The 19,944-nt window shown below is 67.3% G+C and carries 9 protein-coding genes; 1 reads left to right on the top strand and 8 read right to left on the bottom strand.

What is annotated here, in order from left to right; translation table 11 throughout:
• Positions 1–43: 43 nt before the first annotated feature.
• Complete coding sequence (locus tag AC1RIF_RS10795; RefSeq protein WP_492601372.1) at positions 44–2,134, top strand: N-acetylmuramoyl-L-alanine amidase; 2,091 nt, start codon at positions 44–46, stop codon at positions 2,132–2,134.
• A gap of 71 nt (positions 2,135–2,205) precedes the next feature.
• Here AC1RIF_RS10795 and AC1RIF_RS10800 read toward each other — a convergent pair whose 3' ends face one another.
• The 8 genes from AC1RIF_RS10800 to AC1RIF_RS10835 form a co-directional block, all read right to left on the bottom strand.
• Positions 2,206–3,030, bottom strand: a complete 825-nt coding sequence (locus tag AC1RIF_RS10800) for an HAD family hydrolase (RefSeq protein ID WP_492601373.1) — start codon at positions 3,028–3,030, stop codon at positions 2,206–2,208.
• Positions 3,031–3,122: 92 nt separating this feature from the next.
• Positions 3,123–3,881, bottom strand: coding sequence for a lysophospholipid acyltransferase family protein (locus AC1RIF_RS10805; RefSeq protein ID WP_492601374.1), 759 nt, complete (start codon positions 3,879–3,881; stop codon positions 3,123–3,125).
• A gap of 119 nt (positions 3,882–4,000) precedes the next feature.
• Positions 4,001–6,085 (bottom strand): Ig-like domain-containing protein, encoded by a 2,085-nt coding sequence (locus AC1RIF_RS10810; protein WP_492601864.1) that lies wholly within the window; start codon positions 6,083–6,085, stop codon positions 4,001–4,003.
• A gap of 157 nt (positions 6,086–6,242) precedes the next feature.
• A complete protein-coding gene (locus tag AC1RIF_RS10815; protein ID WP_492601375.1) occupies positions 6,243–7,496 on the bottom strand; it encodes an Ig-like domain-containing protein in 1,254 nt (417 codons plus the stop codon).
• A gap of 369 nt (positions 7,497–7,865) precedes the next feature.
• The gene (locus tag AC1RIF_RS10820) at positions 7,866–9,866 is read right to left on the bottom strand and encodes an Ig-like domain-containing protein (RefSeq protein WP_492601376.1); all 2,001 of its coding nucleotides are present in this window, start codon (positions 9,864–9,866) and stop codon (positions 7,866–7,868) included.
• A gap of 68 nt (positions 9,867–9,934) precedes the next feature.
• Positions 9,935–12,247 (bottom strand): Ig-like domain-containing protein, encoded by a 2,313-nt coding sequence (locus AC1RIF_RS10825; protein ID WP_492601377.1) that lies wholly within the window; start codon positions 12,245–12,247, stop codon positions 9,935–9,937.
• A 225-nt stretch (positions 12,248–12,472) separates the two neighbouring features.
• Positions 12,473–16,675 (bottom strand): beta strand repeat-containing protein, encoded by a 4,203-nt coding sequence (locus AC1RIF_RS10830; protein WP_492601378.1) that lies wholly within the window; start codon positions 16,673–16,675, stop codon positions 12,473–12,475.
• Positions 16,676–17,015: 340 nt separating this feature from the next.
• A complete protein-coding gene (locus AC1RIF_RS10835) occupies positions 17,016–19,793 on the bottom strand; it encodes a beta strand repeat-containing protein (RefSeq protein ID WP_492601379.1) in 2,778 nt (925 codons plus the stop codon).
• Between the last annotated feature and the right edge of the window lie 151 nt (positions 19,794–19,944).

The raw sequence follows: 19,944 nt of genomic DNA on the forward strand, positions 1-19,944 counted from the left end.
GCGCACGAAGACACCCCGCGCACTACCACGAGGAGAATTCGCCTTGCCGCACCGTCGACCGAAGAACTCGATTGTTCTGGCTGCAGTCGCCGCGGTGGCAGTCGCCACGCCGTTCGCGGTGCAGGCCCTGAACAGCGACCCGTCCGATGTCCGCTCCGCCAGCGATTCGTACCCGACGATCGAGACACAGATCGCGGAGGTCGTCCTCGCCTCGGTGCCCGACATCGTGATCCCACTCAAGGAACTCACCGGGCTCGATCTCCCGGACATCCGCCTGGGCGACCTACCGCTGCCCACCGAGATCCCGCTCCCGGGTGGCGGTTCGCTCGAACTACCGTCGCTGACCGCGCCTGCCGCGCCTCCCGCACCGGGCGACATCGCCGCTCCCGCACCGGCACCGGCCCCCGAGGCAACGACGATTCCGGCCGACCAGCTCGGCGCCACGGTCAAGGAGATCACGCGGGACGATCCGTTCTCGATGGTCGCGCTCACCGCGCCGGACCTGGAGTCGACGGTCACCAAGCTCCGCGCGAAGCTCGCCGACGGGTCGTGGGGCGAGTGGTTCACCCCCGACGTGATCGAGAGCGGCAGCGCCGACATGGCCTCGCCGTCCGGTCGGCAGGGCACCGATCCCGTGTTCGTCGGCGAGACCAATGCGGTGCAGATCCTGGTGACCCCCAAGGAAAGCACTGCGGGTGCTGCAGGTACTGACAGCGCTGCAGGCGCCACCACCCCCGGCGCCGGTGAGCAGCCCGCGCCGGCCGCGGGGGCTCCGGCGGAAGCTCCCGTCGAGGCACCGACGCCGGACGCGACGGCAGAGACGCCCGCGACGCAGCAGCCTCTGGGCTACGTCCCAGCTGCGGTGGCCAAGCCGCTGCACGCGGCCACCGTCACCGCGAACGACATCGCCGCGGTCCTCATCGATCCCGGTAGCGGACCGCAGGATTCGAACCTCGCAGACATCGCGACGCCGACGTCGGTGAACGGCATCAACGTGATCTCTCGCAAGGCGTGGGGCGCCAACGAAGGGATCCGCTGCCAGAACCCGACGTACGACGACTCCACCGGTGGCGCGACCGTGCACCACACGGCCGAGAACAACAACTACACGAAGGAACAGTCGGCGGGCATCGTGCGCGGCATCTACGCCTACCACGCGCAGACGCTGGGCTGGTGCGACGTCGGCTACAACGTGCTCGTCGACCGCTTCGGCCAGATCTTCGAGGGTCGTTTCGGTGGTCTCGACCGCCCCGTCCAGGGTGCTCATGCCGGTGGCTTCAACGAGAACACCGTCGGCATCGCCATGATGGGCAACTTCGTCAACACCCCGGCACCGGCAGCCACGATCGAGTCGGTGGGCAAGTACCTGGGCTGGCGGCTCAAGCTCGCGAACCTGAATCCCAAGGGCTTCACGACGATGTACTCCGAGGGCACCTCGTTCTCGAAGTACCCGCTGGGCACGGCCGTGAACCTGCCGATCATCTTCGCGCACCGCGACGTCGGCTACACCGAGTGCCCGGGTGGCGCTGCGTACGCCCAGATGGGCCAGATCCGTGACATCGCCGCAGCCAACTACGGCGGCAACAGCGGAGGCGGCGGTACCGTCAACCCGCCGCCCACGACACCGAGCTCGGGTGGCGGCAACAACGGCGGCGGCAACGGGGCGGGCTCGCTCGACCTGGCGCAGCACATTCCGTCCGTCGTGAACGGCATCCTGTCGATCGCGGACTCCAACCCGATCGCACAGCAGTGGCTCGCCATGGGCGGCAACCGCGGCATGCTGGGTGACGCCCTCACCGGCCTGCTCACCACCGCGACCGGACAGCTGTACGCGTTCTTCCAGAACGGCGCCATCTTCACCTCACCGCAGGGCGGAGTGGTCACGATGCTCGGCGAGATCTTCAAGTCGTGGCAGGCATCCGGTGGTGCCCTGAGCGACATCGGCCTGCCGATCAGCGACGAGTACCGGGTGGCCAACGGCATGCGCAGCGATTTCGAGCGCGGATCGATGATCTTCGACGAGGTCACCGGGCAGGTCACGACGGTGCTGAACGCGCCGGCCGCCGCACCGGAGCCCGCACCGGCACCGGTTCCCGTCGACGCGGCGTCCGAGGCGCCGGTTCGGGTCAACTGATCGACGTCACTGAACGGGGCTGCCCTCCACGACATTTCGAGGAGGGCAGCCCCGTTTCTGTGTGCGGGTACCTACTTCGCCCAGAGGCGTTCGAGGACCTTTGCCACGCCGTCGTCGGAGTTGGTGGCGGTGACCTCGTCGGCGGCCGCCTTCGCCTCCGGGTGGGCGTTGTCCACGGCGACGCCGTGACCGGCCATCGCCAGCATCGGAATGTCGTTGGGCATGTCACCGAACGCGACGATGCCCGACGCGGGCACCTCGAGCCGCTGCGCCATCAACCGCAGCCCGGACGCCTTGGTCACGCCCGGCGCCGACACCTCGATGAGGCCGTTGTTCGTCGAGTACGTCAGGTCGGCCCGCTCCCCCACCAACGGGCGCAGCTTCGCGGCCATGTCTGCGCTGCTCGCGCCGGGAACACGGATCAGCATCTTGACGGCGGGCGCAGACAGCAGGTCCTCGGGCGCCATCTCGGTGTGGCCGGGGTTGAGCCAGGCGTGCTCGTACCCGGGGGCGCTGACGAACTGTGCGGTCGCGGTGTCGTGTGCGCTGGCACCGATCCGTTCCGCCGCCAGACCGGCACCCGGTAGTTCCCACTCCACCAGGTCCGCGAGCCACGCGAGGGTCTCGAGGGACAGCGTCGCGGCCGAGATGACCCGGTCGGCCTCCGCGTCGTAGAGCACCGCACCGTTCGCGCACACCGAGAGCGGCGCGAAGCCCAGACCGTCGACCACCGGGGCGAGCCAGCGCGGCGGACGGCCCGTCGCCAGGACGAACGGGGTGCCGGAGTCGACCACCGCCTGTACCGCCGCCCGGGTGCGGGCGGTGATGCGTTCGTCGTCGTCGATCAGGGTGCCGTCGACGTCACTGGCGACCAGGCTGGGGAGTTCGGGGTACACCGGGCCCATTCTGCCCGTTACCGGCGACTTCCTGCCCCCGGGTTGCGATCGGTGAGCGCAATCTCACCACCCGCGTGGACCCGGACCGGCAGCTAGCTCTCCCCGGTTTCCTTCTGGCGGCGTGCGGCCGCCTTGGCCTCGGCCTCGTCGGCGTCCATCTTGTTCGCTTCCTCGAGCGTCGGTGCCCCGCCGCCGAGCCGCGCGGGAACCCAGTACTCGCCCGCCGGATGGTCGTAGTTCGCCTGCACCCCGCGGAGCAGTTCCTCCATGCGGGTGTGCAGCAGCGCCGTCATCTCGGACGCGGGTTCGAACGGCGTGATCGGCTCGCCGACCGCGATGGAGATGGGGGTGTTCGTCCGTCCGAGGCGCTTGGGGAATCCCTTGGTCCACACCCGCTGCGAACCCCAGATCACCATCGGGACCACCGGGGTGCCCGATTCGAGCGCCATCCGGGCGGCGCCGGACTTGAACTCCTTGAGTTCGAAGCTGCGGCTGATCGTCGCCTCGGGGAAGACACCCACCAGTTCACCGTCGCGCAGCGCCTGGACCGCCGCCCGGTACGAGTCGGAGCCCGCGGACCGGTCGACGGGGATGTGCTTCATCGCCCGCATCAACGGACCGGAGATCTTGTTGACGAACACCTCGTTCTTCGCCATGAACCGGATGTACCGCTTCACGGCCCGGGCGGGCAGGCCGGCGTAAGTGAAATCCATGTACCCGGTGTGGTTGATGGCGATCACCGCCCCACCGCGCGCGGGAATGTGCTCCTCGCCGGTCACGGTGAACTTCAGTCCCTGGCCTGCGAATACGCCACGAGCAATGCCGATGATCGTTCGGTAGAAGGGTTCCACATCGAGCAGCGTAGCCGTCGAGCGGTGGCGGCGGACACATCCGATCCCGCGGACACCGCGGTCCCCCGCCTCGGCTGGAGGCGGGGGACCGTCGGTCAAGCGTTCAGGAGATCAGACCCTCAGGACCCGGATCCCGAACGTCCGGCGCCGCCGAGCGACCCGAAGACGGTGCCGAGCGACCCGGCGCTGCCGGTCCCGCCGTCGCCGCCGTCGTCCGCCGCGGTGACCTGGACCGTCTGCTCGGCGGAGGTCGACGCCTTGGCGCCCTGTCCGCCGGAGTAGCGCGCGGTGACGGCGTGCGTGCCCGCCGTCGTGAAGGTGTGCGTGAACGTCGCGGCGCCGTCGACGAGGGCGACGTTGCCACTGATCGGTGTGTCACCGTCGTAGAACTGGACGGTGCCGGGCAGGTTCGTGCCGCCGGTGACGGTGGCAGACAACGTCACCGACTGTCCGACGGTCGCCGTTGCGGGAACGGTGGCGGTGGTGGTCGTGACGATGTCGTCCGGCGTCGGCACGGACACCTGAACGGTCCGCGGCGTCGCTGTCGCGTTCGTGAAGCCGGCCGCACCGGTGAAAGTGGCACCGATGCTGTGCGCACCGGCGGTCGTGAACGTGTGCGGCAGGCTCGCCACACCGTTCGAGACCGCAACGGCGCCACCGATGTTGCTACCGCCGTCGGTGAACTGCACCGTGCCTGCGGCGTTCGCGGGCGACACCGTCACGGTGAGCGACAGATCCGAGCCGGTCTGGGCGTCGGACGGCACCGACAATGTCAGCGACGTCTGCGTCACCGGGATGCTCACGGCCACCGTCGCAGGCGCCGAGGTCGAGTTCTTGAAGCCCGGGTTGCCCGTGAAGACCGCGGTGATGCTCCGGCTTCCCGCCGTGGCGAAGGTGGTCTGCACGGTCGCCGTGCCGTTCGAGACGGTGACAGGGCCACCGATGTCGGCGTTGCCGTCCTTGAACTGCACCGTGCCGGCGGCGTTCGCCGGATCCAGCGTCGCCGTCAGGGTCACCTGCTGACCGGTCTCGGCGGTGGACGGGACGGTGAGCGTCGTGGTGGTCGTGGCGTCCTGCGGAACCGGCGCACTCACGAAGATCGAACGAGCCTGGGATGCCGAGTTCGCGAATCCCTTACCGCCCGTGAACTCTGCTGTGATGCTGCGGCTTCCGAGCTGAGTGAAGGAGTACGACAGCTGGGCGTTACCACCGCTCACGGTGACCGGTTCACCGATCGGGGATCCGTTCTCCTTGAACTGCACGGTTCCGGCGGCCTGCGCCGGGTCGAGCCACGCCGTCAACGTTGCGGGCGTGCCCTGCACCGCGGAGGACGGTGCCTGCAGCGTCGTCGTCGTGTTCAGCGTCGGAAGCTCGTTCACCTGCAGCGGGGTCGTCCCCGACGTCGAACCCGCGTACTGTCCGGTGCCGGTGAAGACCGCCGAGATGTCGTGGCTGCCCACGACGTCGAACGCATGAGGCAGTTGCGCCTGCCCGTTCGAGACCGGGACGGGCACACCGATATCGACTCCGCCGTCACGGAACTGCACATTGCCGGTGGCGGACGCAGGTGTCACCGTGGCCTTCAGGGTGGCGGTGTCACCCTCGGTGACCGGCTCGAGTGCCGGCACCGCCGTCGTCGTGCCGAACGGGGCCACCGACAGATTGAGGCCGTTCAACGGCTTCCACGACTGCTCGGAACCGAACGAGTAGATGTTGAACGCCATTCCGGCCTGACGAGCGCCGATCGACGCGTCTTCGCGAACCTTGTACGTGAAGGTGATGTCGGCGCCCTTGTCGAGCAGCACCAGCTTGCACGCGGCGCCGGCACAGTCACCTCCGGCAAGCCAGCTGAGCCTGACCGCACCGGACGCATCCTGGCTCGGGGTGCCGTCGAACTGCCCGCCCTTGTTCCAGTCACCGAGGGCAGGGCCACTCCGCCAGACACGTGCGGTCACCGACTGCAGGACGTAGTCCGCGGGCGCGTAGTCGGTGAAGTTCTGCATGTACCGGTCGGTGCCGCTCGCATCGAGACGCACCTTCACCTCGACGGTCTGACCGGGCAGCGCCACAGCCGGCGTGACCGTCTTGGTGGCGGTGATGTTGCTGGTCGTCACCGTCTGCGTGCTGGACGCGGCCGAAGCCACTCCCGGCCCGACGATCACTTGGCCGAGGCCGACAGCCGCCACCGCGACCACGCCGACCATCACTCGCGAGACGGCAGATCGTAACGACGATCGCGTCATATCCGTTTCCCTTCGGGGGTGCAGCCGGTGAAGGTCCGGCCACTGGTGGAAGTACCGACGAAAATGGGGCGGGCCACCGAATCTCACATCGAGTGAGAATCGGTGGCCCGCTACATGGTCAGGAGCCGAAGGACAGGCTGCCTAAGGACCCGGTGCCACCCGTGCCCGGACCCGGGTCCGGGTTGGTGACGTTGACTGTCTGCTCTGTGGCGACCGAGCCGTTCACACCGGTACCACCGGAGTAGACCGCGGCGATGTTGTGCGGGCCGGCAGCCGTGAACGTGTGACTCAGGACGGCCACGCCGGAGGCGTCCACCGTGACCGGGCCACCGATCGGCGCGTTGTTGTCGTAGAACTGGACCGTTCCGGGGAACTCGGTCGCGCCGGAGATCTGTGCCGACAGGTTCACCGCGGTGCCGGTCACAGCGCTCGAAGGCGACGTCATGACCGTCGTGGTGTCCTGATCGTTGGGCCCGGGGACGGTGACTGCGACGTTCTTCGCGGCACCATGCGAGTCCGCGTACGGGCCCGACCCGAGGAAGCTCGCGCTGATCGAACGGGTTCCCTGGTTGTTGAATACGTGATCGAGCGTGGCCACGCCGTTGGTCACTGCGACCGGCGAACCGATGTCGGCGCCGTTCTCCTTGAACTGGACCGATCCGGTCGCGTCACCCGGGTTGACCGATGCGGTCAGCGGCACCGTCGCCCCCACCTTGGCCACCGGCGAGACCGTGACCGTGGTGGTGGTCGCCACCGCCGGCTCGGTGACGGACAGATTCAGGCCCGTCATCGGGTTCCAGATCTGGGTTCCGGAGAAGGCGTAGACGTTCATCGACATGCCCGCCGTGCGGGGCCCGACCTGTGCGTCGTTGCGCACCTTGTAGGTGAACGTCAGATCGGCGCCCTTGTCGATCAGCACGAGCTTGCACGCGGCACCGACGCAGTCGCCGCCACCGAGCCACGACAGCTTGACGGCGCCGTTCGCGTCCTGGGTCGGGGTGCCGTCGTACTGGCCGCCCTTGTTCCAGTCACCCAGAGTCGGGCCGCTGCGCCACACCTTCGCAGTCACCGACCGCAGTTCGTAGCCCGCCGGGGCGTAGTCGGTGAACTCGCGAAGGTAGCGGTCGACTCCGCTCGATTCGAGGCGGATCTTCACGGTGACGTCGTCGCCGCGGTACGCGGTCGCCGGGGTGACCGTCTTCGTGGCGGTGATGTTGTCGTTCGTCACCGTCTGCGACGCGCTGTCACGCGGGCCTGGATCGGCCGCGGCCACGGTCTGGCCTGCGACAGCTTGGCCGAGTCCGACGGCAGCGAGAAGCACAGCACCCGCCGTGACTCTCGTGACGATGCCACGAATCGATGATCGGGCCATCTTCAACTTCCTTCCGATGGACCGTGCGGAGGGATTGGTGAATCCGCAGCACAGTCAAACGTTTACTGGTCACATCAGCCGCCCCCGCGACCGCCCATCCGAGTCTCTGCCGCGGCACGACAGATGAGCAGCCCAAAGAATATAGGACGAACGTCCAGTTGTAATCGGAAATCGGCGAAATCGCACTTGCCGCGCAGCCGTGAATCAGAGCCCGAAGCGCAGCGGCGTGGCTCCTCTCAGATCCTCCAGGGAGGGCCGGCGCACGAAACGCGAGTCACTGTACAAGACGCGCGCTCGAGGCCGAGCTGGTAACGGCAACACACGGATCGGGGGGCCGGCGCTAGCCGGGCCCCCGATCCGTGGATCCGATCAGGAACCGAACGGAAGTCCCGCGAGACTGCCGGTCCCGGTGTTGCCGCCGGGCGTCGTTTCGGTGGACGTGATCTCGACGACGCGCACGTCCGACGACGAACCCTTCAGGCCCGCCGCACCGGAGTAGACCGCGGTGATCCGGTGGGCGCCCGAGGTGGCGAACGCGTGATCGAGCGTCGCGACACCGTCGATCAGGTCGACGGCTTCCCCGATCGGTGCGTCACCGTCGAAGAACTGCACGGTTCCGTCGACGGGTCCCGACGACACGACCGAGGCCCACAACCGGACCGTGCTGCCGGCGGCAGCGGTGGCCGGAACCGTCAACGCCGTCGCGGTGTCGGTGTCGGTCGGCGCCGGCGCCGTGACGTTCACCATCCGCGTGACAGCCGTCGACCCGTCGAGCGCCGGAACACCGGAGAACACCGCGGAGATCGCATGTGCACCAATGCTGCCGAACGTGTGCGGCAGTCGAACCACACCGTCGGTCACCGCGATCGGGGCGCCGAGATCGGCTCCGCCGTCACGGAACTGGACCGTGCCGCCGTCGACGGCAACACCGGCCGACGTCCGGACGGTTGCCCAGAGATCGGTGACGACGCCGCTCTTGGCCTCGCCGGGCACGCTGAGCAACGTCACCGTTCCGCGGGGCGACACGACGGGATCGGTCACCGAGACGGACTGCGGCGACGACGTCGACGGCTCGAATCCCGCTGCACCCGAGTAGGTCGCGGTGACTCGGTGGCTGCCGACGGACGTGAAGGCATGGTCGAGCGTCGCGATGCCGTCCACGACGGCGATGGGACCGCCGATGGCAGTGTTGCCGTCCTTGAACTGCACGGTTCCACCGGTCGGCTTCGGGCTGACCGACGCCGACAGCGACGCCTCGACACCGGTCTGAGCAGCCGACGGCGCGGTGACCGTCGTCGCGGTGACCAACTCCGGATCGGTGACCGAAACCATCTGCGGCGCAGAGACGGACGAAACGAATCCGGTGCCGGTGAACGCCGCAGTGATCGGATGCGTGCCCACCGAGGTGAACTTGTGACTCAGCCGGGCTGCACCGTCGGTGACCGGAACCGGCTCACCGAGGTTCGTGTTGCCGTCCTTGAACTGCACCGTGCCGGATGCTGAACCGGGTGAGATCTCCGCGATGAGGTCCACGGCGGTGCCGGTGAGGGCACTCGACGGGACGCTCACCGTCGTGGTGGTCGGGACGTCCGCCTCGGCGACGGACACCGACTGTGTCGCCGACTCGGATCCGTTCGCGAACGGCGTGCCGGCGAACTTCGCCTGCACCGACCGCGTCCCCGCCGTCGACGGCGACCACACGAAGCTGGCCACACCCGACGCGTTCAGCTGGCCCGTGCCAACCTTCGCCCCACCGTCGTAGAAGTCGACCGGGTTGCCCTCCGCGCCGCCGGTCACCGTTGCACTGATCGTCACCGACTTCCCTACCTGCGCACCCTGCACCGAAGCCAACACCGTCGTGGTGGTGTTCTTGGCGACCGAGATCGACGGGCCCCTGTCGTTGTACTCCCCCGACCCCAACGAGCCGCTGTAGTGCATCGCCGTCATCAACGGCACACCACGCGCACAGTCCGCGCCCACCCGATAGGTGAACTCGAACGTCTGGGACTTCGGGCTGATGTGCGGATACACCGGCCAGCTCCCCGTCACACGGGTGTAGTCCGCCGCGGTCTCCGGATTGGAAGTGTTTCCACTGACATACGTCATGCAGGTCGGGTGGATGTCCTTCACGGCCTGGATGTACTCGACCGGAGTGCTGGTGCGCTCGAACTTTGTCGACACGGTGATCAGTTCACCCTCGTTCGGCGTCGTGTTGCTCACCGTACGCGTGAACTTGCTGCCGCCGTCGGTCCACGTCACCGTGCCCGACGCGGCGCCGGCCGTACCCGCGCCCAGGGCGATGGTGAGTCCGGCCGACAGCGCAGCCACACCCGCGGCGGCAAGTAACCTCCGCTTGGTCCTACTCGACATGCCAATCTCCCGTTCCTGGTACCCCATAGTCATTTTCGTCATTCGCTCGCGCATCGTTTCGCTTCCGCTCACGAGCCGAAGGTCGGAATGTCGATGCTGCCGCCGCCGGGGGTGCCGCCGGCTTCGGTGACCGTCAGAATTCCGGAAGTCGACGTGGCGGCGATGAATCCCTCCGCGCCGCTGTACTTCGCTGTGACCGTGTGGGAGCCGGTCCCGGTGAAGGTGTGCGTGAGGCTCGCGCGACCGTCCGCCAGGTCCACGGCCTCACCGAGCGGCTTGTCGCCGTCGAAGAACTGCACGGTGCCGTGCGGGGTCCGCGGAGCGATCACGCGTGCGGTCAGGGTCACCGGGCTCCCGACCGTGCCCGACGCCGGGATGCCCAACTCGACGGCCGTCGCCAGATCGGTCACGGCAGCCGCGGTGACGTTGATGTCCTGAGCGTCGGTGGTGGAGGTGCCGTAGGCGCCCGCCCCGCTGTAGACGGCCGAGACCGCATGCGTGCCGGTGGCGTCGAACGTGTGCACCAGCATGGCGGTTCCGCCCACGACCGGCACCGGCGAGCCGATATTCGTAGCGCCGTCCCGGAACTGCACCGTGCCACCGTTCGAGACCTCGATGCCGTCGGGGAGTTCGAAGACCGTGGCCCACAGTTCGATCGGCGCGCCTGCCTTGGCCTCACCGGGAGCGTTGAGCAACGTCACGGTCCCGATGTTCGACGCCGTCACGGCGACGCTCACCGGAGAGGCGCTGGATCCGAGAGAACCCACACCGCCGCTGTACACCGCGGTGATCGGGTGCGACCCACCGCGCGTGAACGTGTGCGCGAGCGTCGCGACACCGTCCGACACGAGCACGGGTGAACCGAGATCGGTGGCACCGTCACGGAACTGCACGGTGCCGTCGGCGGGCGTCGGGGACACGGTCGCCGAGATCGTCACTTCCGTGCCGACCTCCGCCGTCGCGGGTGCGGTGACGACGGTGGTGGTCGCGACCGCGTCCGGCATCGGCTCGGACACCGTCACCGTCCGGTTGCCCGACATCGACGCCGAGAAGCCGGAACCACCCGAGAAGCTGGCACTGATGCCGTGCGCACCGGTCGTGGTGAAGGTGTGCGACAGCCTCGCGATCCCACCGGCCACCTGAACCGGCTCTCCGATGGCGTTGCCGTTGTCCTTGAACTGCACCGTTCCCGACGCGCCGGGCGGCGTCACTGCAGCCACGAGTTCCACAGCGAGTCCGGTGGTGGCGTTGGGCGGCACCGTGACCGCCGTCGTCGTCGCGGTCACCGGCGGCGTGACCGTCACGGTTCGAGCCTCCGACGTGGACGACGCGAATCCCGATGCGCCCGTGAACTCGGCGGTGATACTGCGAGTGCCCAGCGAGCCGAACGCGTACGACAGAACCGCCCTACCGTTGTCGACCGGCACCGGCGACCCGAGGGCACTCCCGTTGTCCTTGAACTGCACGGTTCCCGACGCCCCCGCGGGCGAGACCGTGGCAGACAACTGGACTGCCGAACCGGTCGCGGCGGTGTCGGGCACCGTCAGCGTCGTCGTGGTGGCGGCGTCCGGCACGGCGACCCGGATGGTCGCCAGCGGGCCGGCGCCGGCGTTCAGCCCGCTGGATTCCCCGTTGCGCGGGCTGCACCGTGTAGGCGCCCACTGTGTGCTGCCCCAGAACGTGGCCCGGGCGAGCTGAGTACTGAAGTTCCTGTCGTTGTTGAAGCTGCCCGCGTCACCGCTCGTGCGGATCTTCGGCTGAATGACGCCGGACTGCCCCGCCACCATCGTCACGTCGATCGCCGGCATCCGGAACCAGGAGTCCCCGCTGCCGTTGTTGCTGCCGTCGATGTTCTTCTTCAGCTTGGGGGCCAGAATGCCACCCTCGCTGTTGCCACTGTTGGAGGCACCGTTGCCGATGACCTGGTTGCCGCCGGAGATCCGGAGAATCGTGCCGTTCGGATCCTCGGTGCCGCCGTCGTTGACCCGGATGACGCTCGGCGCAACGCCCGAGATGTTGACGGCCGAGTTCGCCACGATCGACGCACTGACGAACGTCGCGTTGGAGGGGACCTCGAAGTCGTTCTTGAGCCGCGACAGGTTCGTCGTCGACGCACCCGAATCGGAGTCGGGGAACGACTGCGCGTTCGTCTGCATGCGGAAGGTGAACGTCTCACCCGGCGCGACCGTCGCGGGGCCCGTCACCGTCACCGAGGCGGCGGGAGTCTTGGTCACGTTGATCGTGGCCGAGGCCCGGCACGTGGTGGTGAACTCGACCGTGGACGTCGCGGCCGTCGCCGGCTGGACGATCAGCAAAGGCCCGGACAGCAACACGGACCCGGCAAACGCGACAGCGCAGCGCCTCCGTAGCGAGGAACTCATCAAACTCCCTGAACAAACAGTCGAAGGGCGCCGCGGTTGCTGAGCTCCCGAGCCGGAAGGATAGACCCTCCAACTGGAACGTGTGTCAGTTTTCTAGGTCAAACGTTCAATTAGCTCGACGTGCAGCTGTTTCGCTGCGCGAAGCAAGGAACTATCCGCCCCCAAATGCCGTGTGGCCCCCTGCCCGATTCCGGGCAAGGGGCCACACGTTCAGGAACTACGGACTCAGGAACCGAACCGCAGGCCGCTCAGGCTGCCGAGAGAACCCGACGACCCCGTGCCACCTGTACCGTCGCCGGACTCGGCGACGTCCAGCGTCTGCACCTCCGACGTGGACCCCTGCACGCCCGGCCCGCCCGAGTACACCGCGTAGATCTGGTGCGACCCGGTCTGGGTGAAGGTGTGCACCAGTTCGGCGACACCGTTCACCAGCTGCACTGGCTGTCCGATCTCGACACCGCCGTCGAAGAACTGGACCGTGCCCGGCAGTGTCGGCGCACCGCCCACCTGAGCGGTCAGCGTGAACGCGCTACCCGCCGTCGCGGATTGCGACGACGTGATCGCGACCGTCGACGTCACGTCGGTCGGATTCGGTGCGGACACCTCGACCGGATGCGGCGCCGACGTCGACGCCGCGAATCCGACGCCCGGAATGAACTCAGCCGTGATCTGATGCGTGCCCACCGTGGTGAAGGTGTGCTCGAGCGTTGCCGCCCCGTTCTCCAGCACCACCGGCGAGCCGACCTCGACGCCGCCATCCCGGAACTGCACCGTGCCGGCCGGCACAGCCGTGCCGGACTGCGCCTGCACCGTCGCCGAGAGAACCGCCCCGACGCCCACGACCGCCGTGTCCGGGGAGCCCACGACGGTCATCGTCCCGACATCGACCGGAGCGGGATCGGACACCGTGACGTTCTGCGCCGTGGCCGACGAGCTCGTGTACCCGGCAGCCCCGGTGAACTCAGCAGTCACCGAGTACGAACCAGCAGCACCGAACGTGTACGGCATGCTCGCCGAACCACCCGACACCGTCTGCGGTGCACCGACGTTCACACCATCAACCTTGAACTGCACCGTGCCCTGCGCATTCGACGGGGACACCGTCGCCGTCAGATCCACCGACGAACCGGTCTCAGCGGAAGCCGGAACACCAACCATCAGAGACGTCGCCACATCAGGATCAGTGACCGTCACCGACTGCGCCGCAGCCGACGAGTTCACGAACCCGGGACCGGCAATGAAGTCAGCGGTGATGCTGTGCGCACCCGCCGCCGTGAACGTATGCGGCAACGTCGCCAAACCACCCGACACCGTCACCGGCGAACCGATGTTCGTGCCGTTGTCCTTGAACTGCACCGTGCCGGACGCATTCGACGGAGTCACCGTCGCCGACAGATCCACCGCGGACCCGGTCTGCGCGGAACCCGGAACCGTCAACGACAACGACGTCTCCACATCAGGATCGGTGACCGTGACGTTCTGCGCCGTGGCAGTCGAGCTCGTGAAACCGGCAGCACCGGTGAACTCCGCCGTCACCGCATAGGTATCAGCCGCATTGAACGTGTACGGCATGCTCGCCGAACCACCCGACACTGTCTGCGGTGCACCGACGTTCATACCATCAACCTTGAACTGCACCGTGCCCTGCGCGTTCGACGGCGACACCGTCGCCGACAGGCTCACCTCGGCACCCGTCTGAGCCGAGGCCGGAACAGCCACCGTCAGAGACGTCGCCACATCAGGATCGGTCACCGCAACCGACTGCGCCGACGCGGCCGAACCCGCGAACCCGGTAGCCCCGGTGAACTCAGCAGTCACCGAGTACGAACCAGCAGCACCGAACGTGTGCGGCAACGTCGCCGTGCCACCCACAACCGGAACCGCCGCACCCACCGGAGCACCATTCACCGAGAACTGCACCGAACCCTGCGCGTTCGACGGCGACACCGACGCCGACAGATCCACCGACGAACCGGTCTCAGCGGAAGCCGGAACACCAACCATCAGAGACGTCGCCACATCAGGATCAGTGACCGTCACCGACTGCGCCGCAGCCGACGAGTTCACGAACCCGGGACCGGCAATGAAGTCAGCGGTGATGCTGTGCGCACCCGCCGCCGCGAACGTATGCGGCAACGTCGCCAAACCACCCGACACCGTCACCGGCGAACCGATGTTCGTGCCGTTGTCCTTGAACTGCACCGTGCCGGACGCATTCGACGGAGTCACCGTCGCCGACAGATCCACCGCGGACCCGGTCTGCGCGGAACCCGGAACCGTCAACGACAACGACGTCTCCACATCAGGATCGGTGACCGTGACGTTCTGCGCCGTGGCAGTCGAGCTCGTGAAACCGGCAGCACCGGTGAACTCCGCCGTCACCGCATAGATATCAGCCGCATTGAACGTGTACGGCATGCTCGCCGAACCACCCGACACCGTCTGCGGTGCACCGACGTTCACACCATCAACCTTGAACTGCACCGAACCCTGCGCGTTCGACGGCGACACCGACGCCGACAGGCTCACCTCGGCACCCGTCTGAGCCGAGGCCGGAACAGCCACCGTCAGAGACGTCGCCACATCAGGATCGGTCACCGTCACCGACTGCGCCGCAGCCGACGAATTCACGAAACCGGGACCGGCGATGAACTCGGCAGTGATGCTATGCGCACCCGCAGCAGTGAACGTATGCGGCAGAGTGGCAACACCGTTGACCACGGCAACCGCCGAACCAATGTTCGCGCCGTTGTCCTTGAACTGCACCGTGCCGGACGCATTCGACGGAGTCACCGTTGCCGTGAGATCAACCTCCGCACCGGTCTGCGCGGAACCCGGAACCGTCAACGACAACGACGTCTCCTGATCGGGATCGGTGACCGTGACGTTCTGCGCCGTGGCCGACGAGTTCGTGAAACCGGTAGCCCCGGTGAACTCAGCAGTCACCGAGTACGAACCAGCAGCACCGAACGTGTGCGGCAACGTCGCCGTGCCACCCACAACCGGAACCGCCGCACCCACCGGAGCACCATTCACCGAGAACTGCACCGTGCCAGCGGCATTCGCCGGCGACACCGTCGCCGACAGACTCACCTCGGCACCCGTCTGAGCCGCTGCCGGAACAGCCACCGTCAACGACGTGGTCACATCAGGATCAGTGACCGTCACCGACTGCGCCGCAGCCGACGAATTCACGAACCCGGGACCGGCAATGAAGTCAGCGGTGATGCTGTGCGCACCCGCCGCAGTGAACGTATGCGGCAACGTCGCCGAGCCACCCGACACCGTCACCGGCGAACCGATACTCGCCCCGTTGTCCTTGAACTGCACCGAACCCTGCGCGCCGGACGGTGTCACCGTCGCCGTGAGATCCACCGACGAACCGGTCTCAGCGGAAGTTGGAGCGGCCAGCGTCAACGAGGTGGTCACATCCGGATCGGTCACCGAGATGGACTGCGCCGACGCCGACGAATTCACGAAACCGGAGCCGGCGATGAACTCGGCAGTGATGCTATGCGCACCCGCAGCAGTGAACGTATGCGGCAGAGTGGCAACACCGTTGACCACGGCAACCGCCGAACCAATGTTCGCGCCGTTGTCCTTGAACTGCACCGTGCCGGACGCGTTCGACGGTGTCATCGCCACCGACAGTGTCACCGGAGTGCCGGTCACGGCAGTTCCTGGGACAGACAAGGCGGCGCTGGTGGCGACGGGAGCGTTCACCTGGACGTTCTGGGTGGCCGACTGCGACGAGGCCGCGATCGCCGTGCCCGGAAACTTCGCCGACAGGCTCCGGGCACCCGCCGTCGTCGGCGTCCACACATAGGTCGCGACGCCCGCCGCATTCGACTGGCCTTCACCGAGCTTTGTTGCACCGTCGTAGAATTCGATCGTGCTGCCTTGCGTGGCGCCGGTCACCGTGCCGCTCAGCGTGACCGCCTGCCCCGTCCCAATCGGATTGGGCACCGCGGCCAACGTCGTGGTGGTGGCATCCTTCGCGACGGTGATCGTCGGCCCCTTGTCCGAATAGGTGCCATCGCCCAGTCCGCCCGAGTAGTGCATCGTCGTCATCAACGGAGTGGCACGGGCACAGTTCGCGCCCACCAGGTATTTGAATTCGAACGTCTGCGACTTCGGGCTGATGTTCGGATACACCGGCCAGTTCCCCGACACCCGGACGTAGTCGGCAGCGACCTGCGGGTTCGAGGTGTTTCCACTGACATATGTCAGGCACGGCGGGTGGATGTCCTTCACTGCCCAGAGCCACTCGACCCCGCCACCGGCGCGTTCGAACTTCGTGGACACCGTGACGGTCTCCCCAACAGATGGGGTGGCGTTGCTGACCGTGCGAGTGAACTTGCTGTTGCCGTCCTGCCAGTTCACCGACGCCGGCGCGGCACCGACTGCCCCCACACCGACTGTCGCCACGAACCCCGCGGACAATGCGAAAGCGCTAATTCCGCCGACTATTCGACGAAGTCCCCTGCCAACCATGCACTTCCCTCTCGACGACGACTCGACGGCCGCCAACTCAACGGATCAGGTCTGACCTGGGACATCGCGCTGAGGGGATCGAGTCCGGGGCGCGTTGCAGGGCCCATGCCACCCCCTGCAACCAACCGCAGCCCGACTCCGCGTCTGAAATGCGGCTCGAACTCTACCGGACGAACGTCCAGATCAGGATCGAACGACGGATTCGGCCGGTGAAACGACTGTGGCCCCCGGACCCTAGGGTCCGGGGGCCACAGTCTGCGTCAGTCGCGAGGTGTCAGGACCCGAACCGCAGCCCGCTCAGGCTGCCGAGGGACCCCGTCCCCAGCGACCCGAAGCTGCCTGTGCCGTTACCGGACTCGGTGACATCGAGCACCTGCACCTGGGACGCCGAACCCGCGACACCCGGACCACCCGAGTAGACCGCGCGAATCTGATGCGGGCCCGTCTGGGTGAAGGTATGCGCGACCTCCGCGAACCCGCCCACCACCGGCACCGGCTGACCGATCTCGACGCCGCCGTCGAAGAACTGCACGGTGCCCGGCGCCGACTGGGCACCGATCACCTGGGCCTTCAACGTGAACGGCGTGCCGGCGGACGTGGACGATGCCGACGTCATGACCACCGACGTCTGGACGTCCACAGGATTCGGCGCGGAAACCACGATCGGGCGCGCCGTCGACTCGGACCCGGCGAAGCCGGAGTCAGGCGTGAAGACCGCGGTGATCTGATGTGTCGCTGCGGTGGCGAACGTGTGTGCGAGCGAAGCGGAACCGTTCACGAGCGCCACCGGTGCGCCGATATTCACACCGTCGACGAGGAACTGCACCGTGCCCGTCGGGACAGCTGCCCCGGACTGCGCCTGCACCGTCGCCGACAGTGTGGTCTCCACGCCCGTCGTCGCGGAACCCGGAACGCCCAGCAGCGTCACCGTCGGTACGTCGACCGGAGCAGGATCGGACACCGTGACGTTCTGCGCCGTGGCAGTCGAGCTCGTGAACCCGGCAGCGCCGGTGAACTCCGCCGTCACCGAATAGGTACCAGACGCGTTGAACGTGTACGGCATGCTCGCCGCGCCACCCGACACCGTCTGCGGTGCACCGACGTTCACACCATCAACCTTGAACTGCACCGAACCTTCAGCATTGGTCGGCGACACCGTCGCTGACAGACTCACCTCGGCACCCGTCTGAGCCGCGGCCGGAACAGCAACCGTCAGAGACGTCGTCACATCAGGATCGGTCACCGTCACCGACTGCGCCGCAGCCGACGAACTCACGAAACCGGGACCCGCGATGAACTCGGCCGTGACGCTGTGCGCACCCGCCGCCGCGAACGTATGCGGCAACGTCGCCAAACCACCCGACACCGTCACCGGGCCACCGACCGCAGTGCCGTTCACCGAGAACTGCACCGTGCCTGCAGCATCCGACGGAGACACCGTCGCCGTCAGATCCACCGACGAACCGGTCTCCGCAGCAGCCGGAACAGCCACCGTCAGAGACGTGATCACATCAGGATCGGTGACCGTCACCGACTGCGCCGTGGCCGACGAGTTCGTGTACCCGGCAGCACCGGTGAACTCCGCTGTCACCGCGTACGTGTCAGCGGCATTGAACGTGTGCGCGTATGTCGCCGTACCATCCGACACCGTCACCGGGCCACCAACCGCAGTGCCGTTCACCGAGAACTGCACCGTGCCAGCAGCATCCGACGGAGACACCGTCGCCATCAGATCCACCGCGGCACCAGTCTCCGCAGCAGCCGGAACACCAACCGTCAGAGACGTCGCCACATCAGGATCGGTCACCGTCACCGACTGCGCCGACGCCGACGAGTTCACGAAACCGGAGCCGGCGATGAAGTCCGCGGTGATGCTGTGCGCACCCGCCGCAGCGAACGTATGCAGCAGGGTCGCCGAACCACCCGACACCGTCACCGGCGAACCGATATCCGTCCCGTTGTCCTTGAACTGCACCGTGCCAGCAGCATTCGATGGAGACACCGTCGCCGTCAGATCAACCTCAGCACCGGTCTGCGCCGAACCCGGAACCGTCAACGACAGCGACGTCGTCACATCAGGATCGGTCACCGTCACCGACTGCGCCGCAGCCGACGAACTCACGAAACCGGAGCTCGCGATGAAGTCAGCCGTGACGCTGTGCGCACCCGCCGCCGTGAACGTATGCGGCAACGTCGCCGAACCACCCGACACCGCCACCGGCGAACCGATACTCGCCCCGTTGTCCTTGAACTGCACCGAACCCTGCGCGCTGGACGGTGTCACCGTCGCCGTCAGATCAACCTCGGTCCCGGTCTGCGCCGAACCCGGAACCGTCAACGACAACGACGTCGCCACATCAGGATCCGCCACCGAGATGGACTGCGCGGCCGAGGTCGACCCGAAGTAGCCGGCGCCGGGGACGAACTCCGCGGTGACGCTGTGTGCACCGGCCGAGTCGAACGGATGGGACAGCGTGGCCACACCGTTCACCGGTGTCACCGGCGAACCGATGTTCACACCGCCGTCCTTGAACTGCACCTGGCCGGTCGCATTGGTGGGGGTCACGGTCGCTGTCAGCGGCACCGACTGCCCCGTCGTCGCGGATGTCGGCGCCTGGAGTGCGATGGTCGTTGCAATCTCCTCGACCCTAACCTTCACGTCGAACGGATTGGCACCCTTAGGGTTTCCGTTGAAGGCCCACACGTCCAGCAGCACACCGCTGTCGTAGGTTCCGAAGGCGAAGGTGTCCGGCACCCGGTAGCTGGTCTCGAGCGTGACGTTCTGTCCGCTCTTGACGATGAACCCGTTGCCGAAGAAGTTGCAGCCACTGCCGCTGCACCTCGCAGTGACACCGCCGTCCGATTCATTGGTGAAGGTGGCCTTGTTCGTGGCACCCAGGTAGGTCACCTTGGCGCTTCCGGACACGAGTGCGAAACCAGCGGGCGGCACATCCCGAAACATCGGAATGTAGCGCTCCACACCGCTGTCCACCCAGATGGTGCTCTTGTACGTGACCGTGTCGCCCCGGTGGACTACGTTGTTGCCGATCACTTCCTTCTTGTACTTGACGTTGTCGGACGAACCCTGGTTACTGGCCGGCGGTGGATCGCGGCGAAGGCCGGGCCGCCTCCCGCGATCAGGAGTCCGACCGCAGCCACGCCCGCGATGACGGGTGTAGCGAGCCGCCGCAAGGATGACAAAC

It is taken from the genome of Prescottella sp. GW823-FHT02E09 (genome assembly GCF_058797375.1).

Bases quoted from the DNA above. Each gene is read 5' to 3' on its own strand.
- AC1RIF_RS10810 (WP_492601864.1), bottom strand. From the start codon at position 6,085: ATGGTCGGCGTGGTCGCGGTGGCGGCTGTCGGCCTCGGCCAAGTGATC.
- AC1RIF_RS10820 (WP_492601376.1), bottom strand. From the start codon at position 9,866: ATGTCGAGTAGGACCAAGCGGAGGTTACTTGCCGCCGCGGGTGTGGCT.
- AC1RIF_RS10815 (WP_492601375.1), bottom strand. From the start codon at position 7,496: ATGGCCCGATCATCGATTCGTGGCATCGTCACGAGAGTCACGGCGGGT.
- AC1RIF_RS10825 (WP_492601377.1), bottom strand. From the start codon at position 12,247: ATGAGTTCCTCGCTACGGAGGCGCTGCGCTGTCGCGTTTGCCGGGTCC.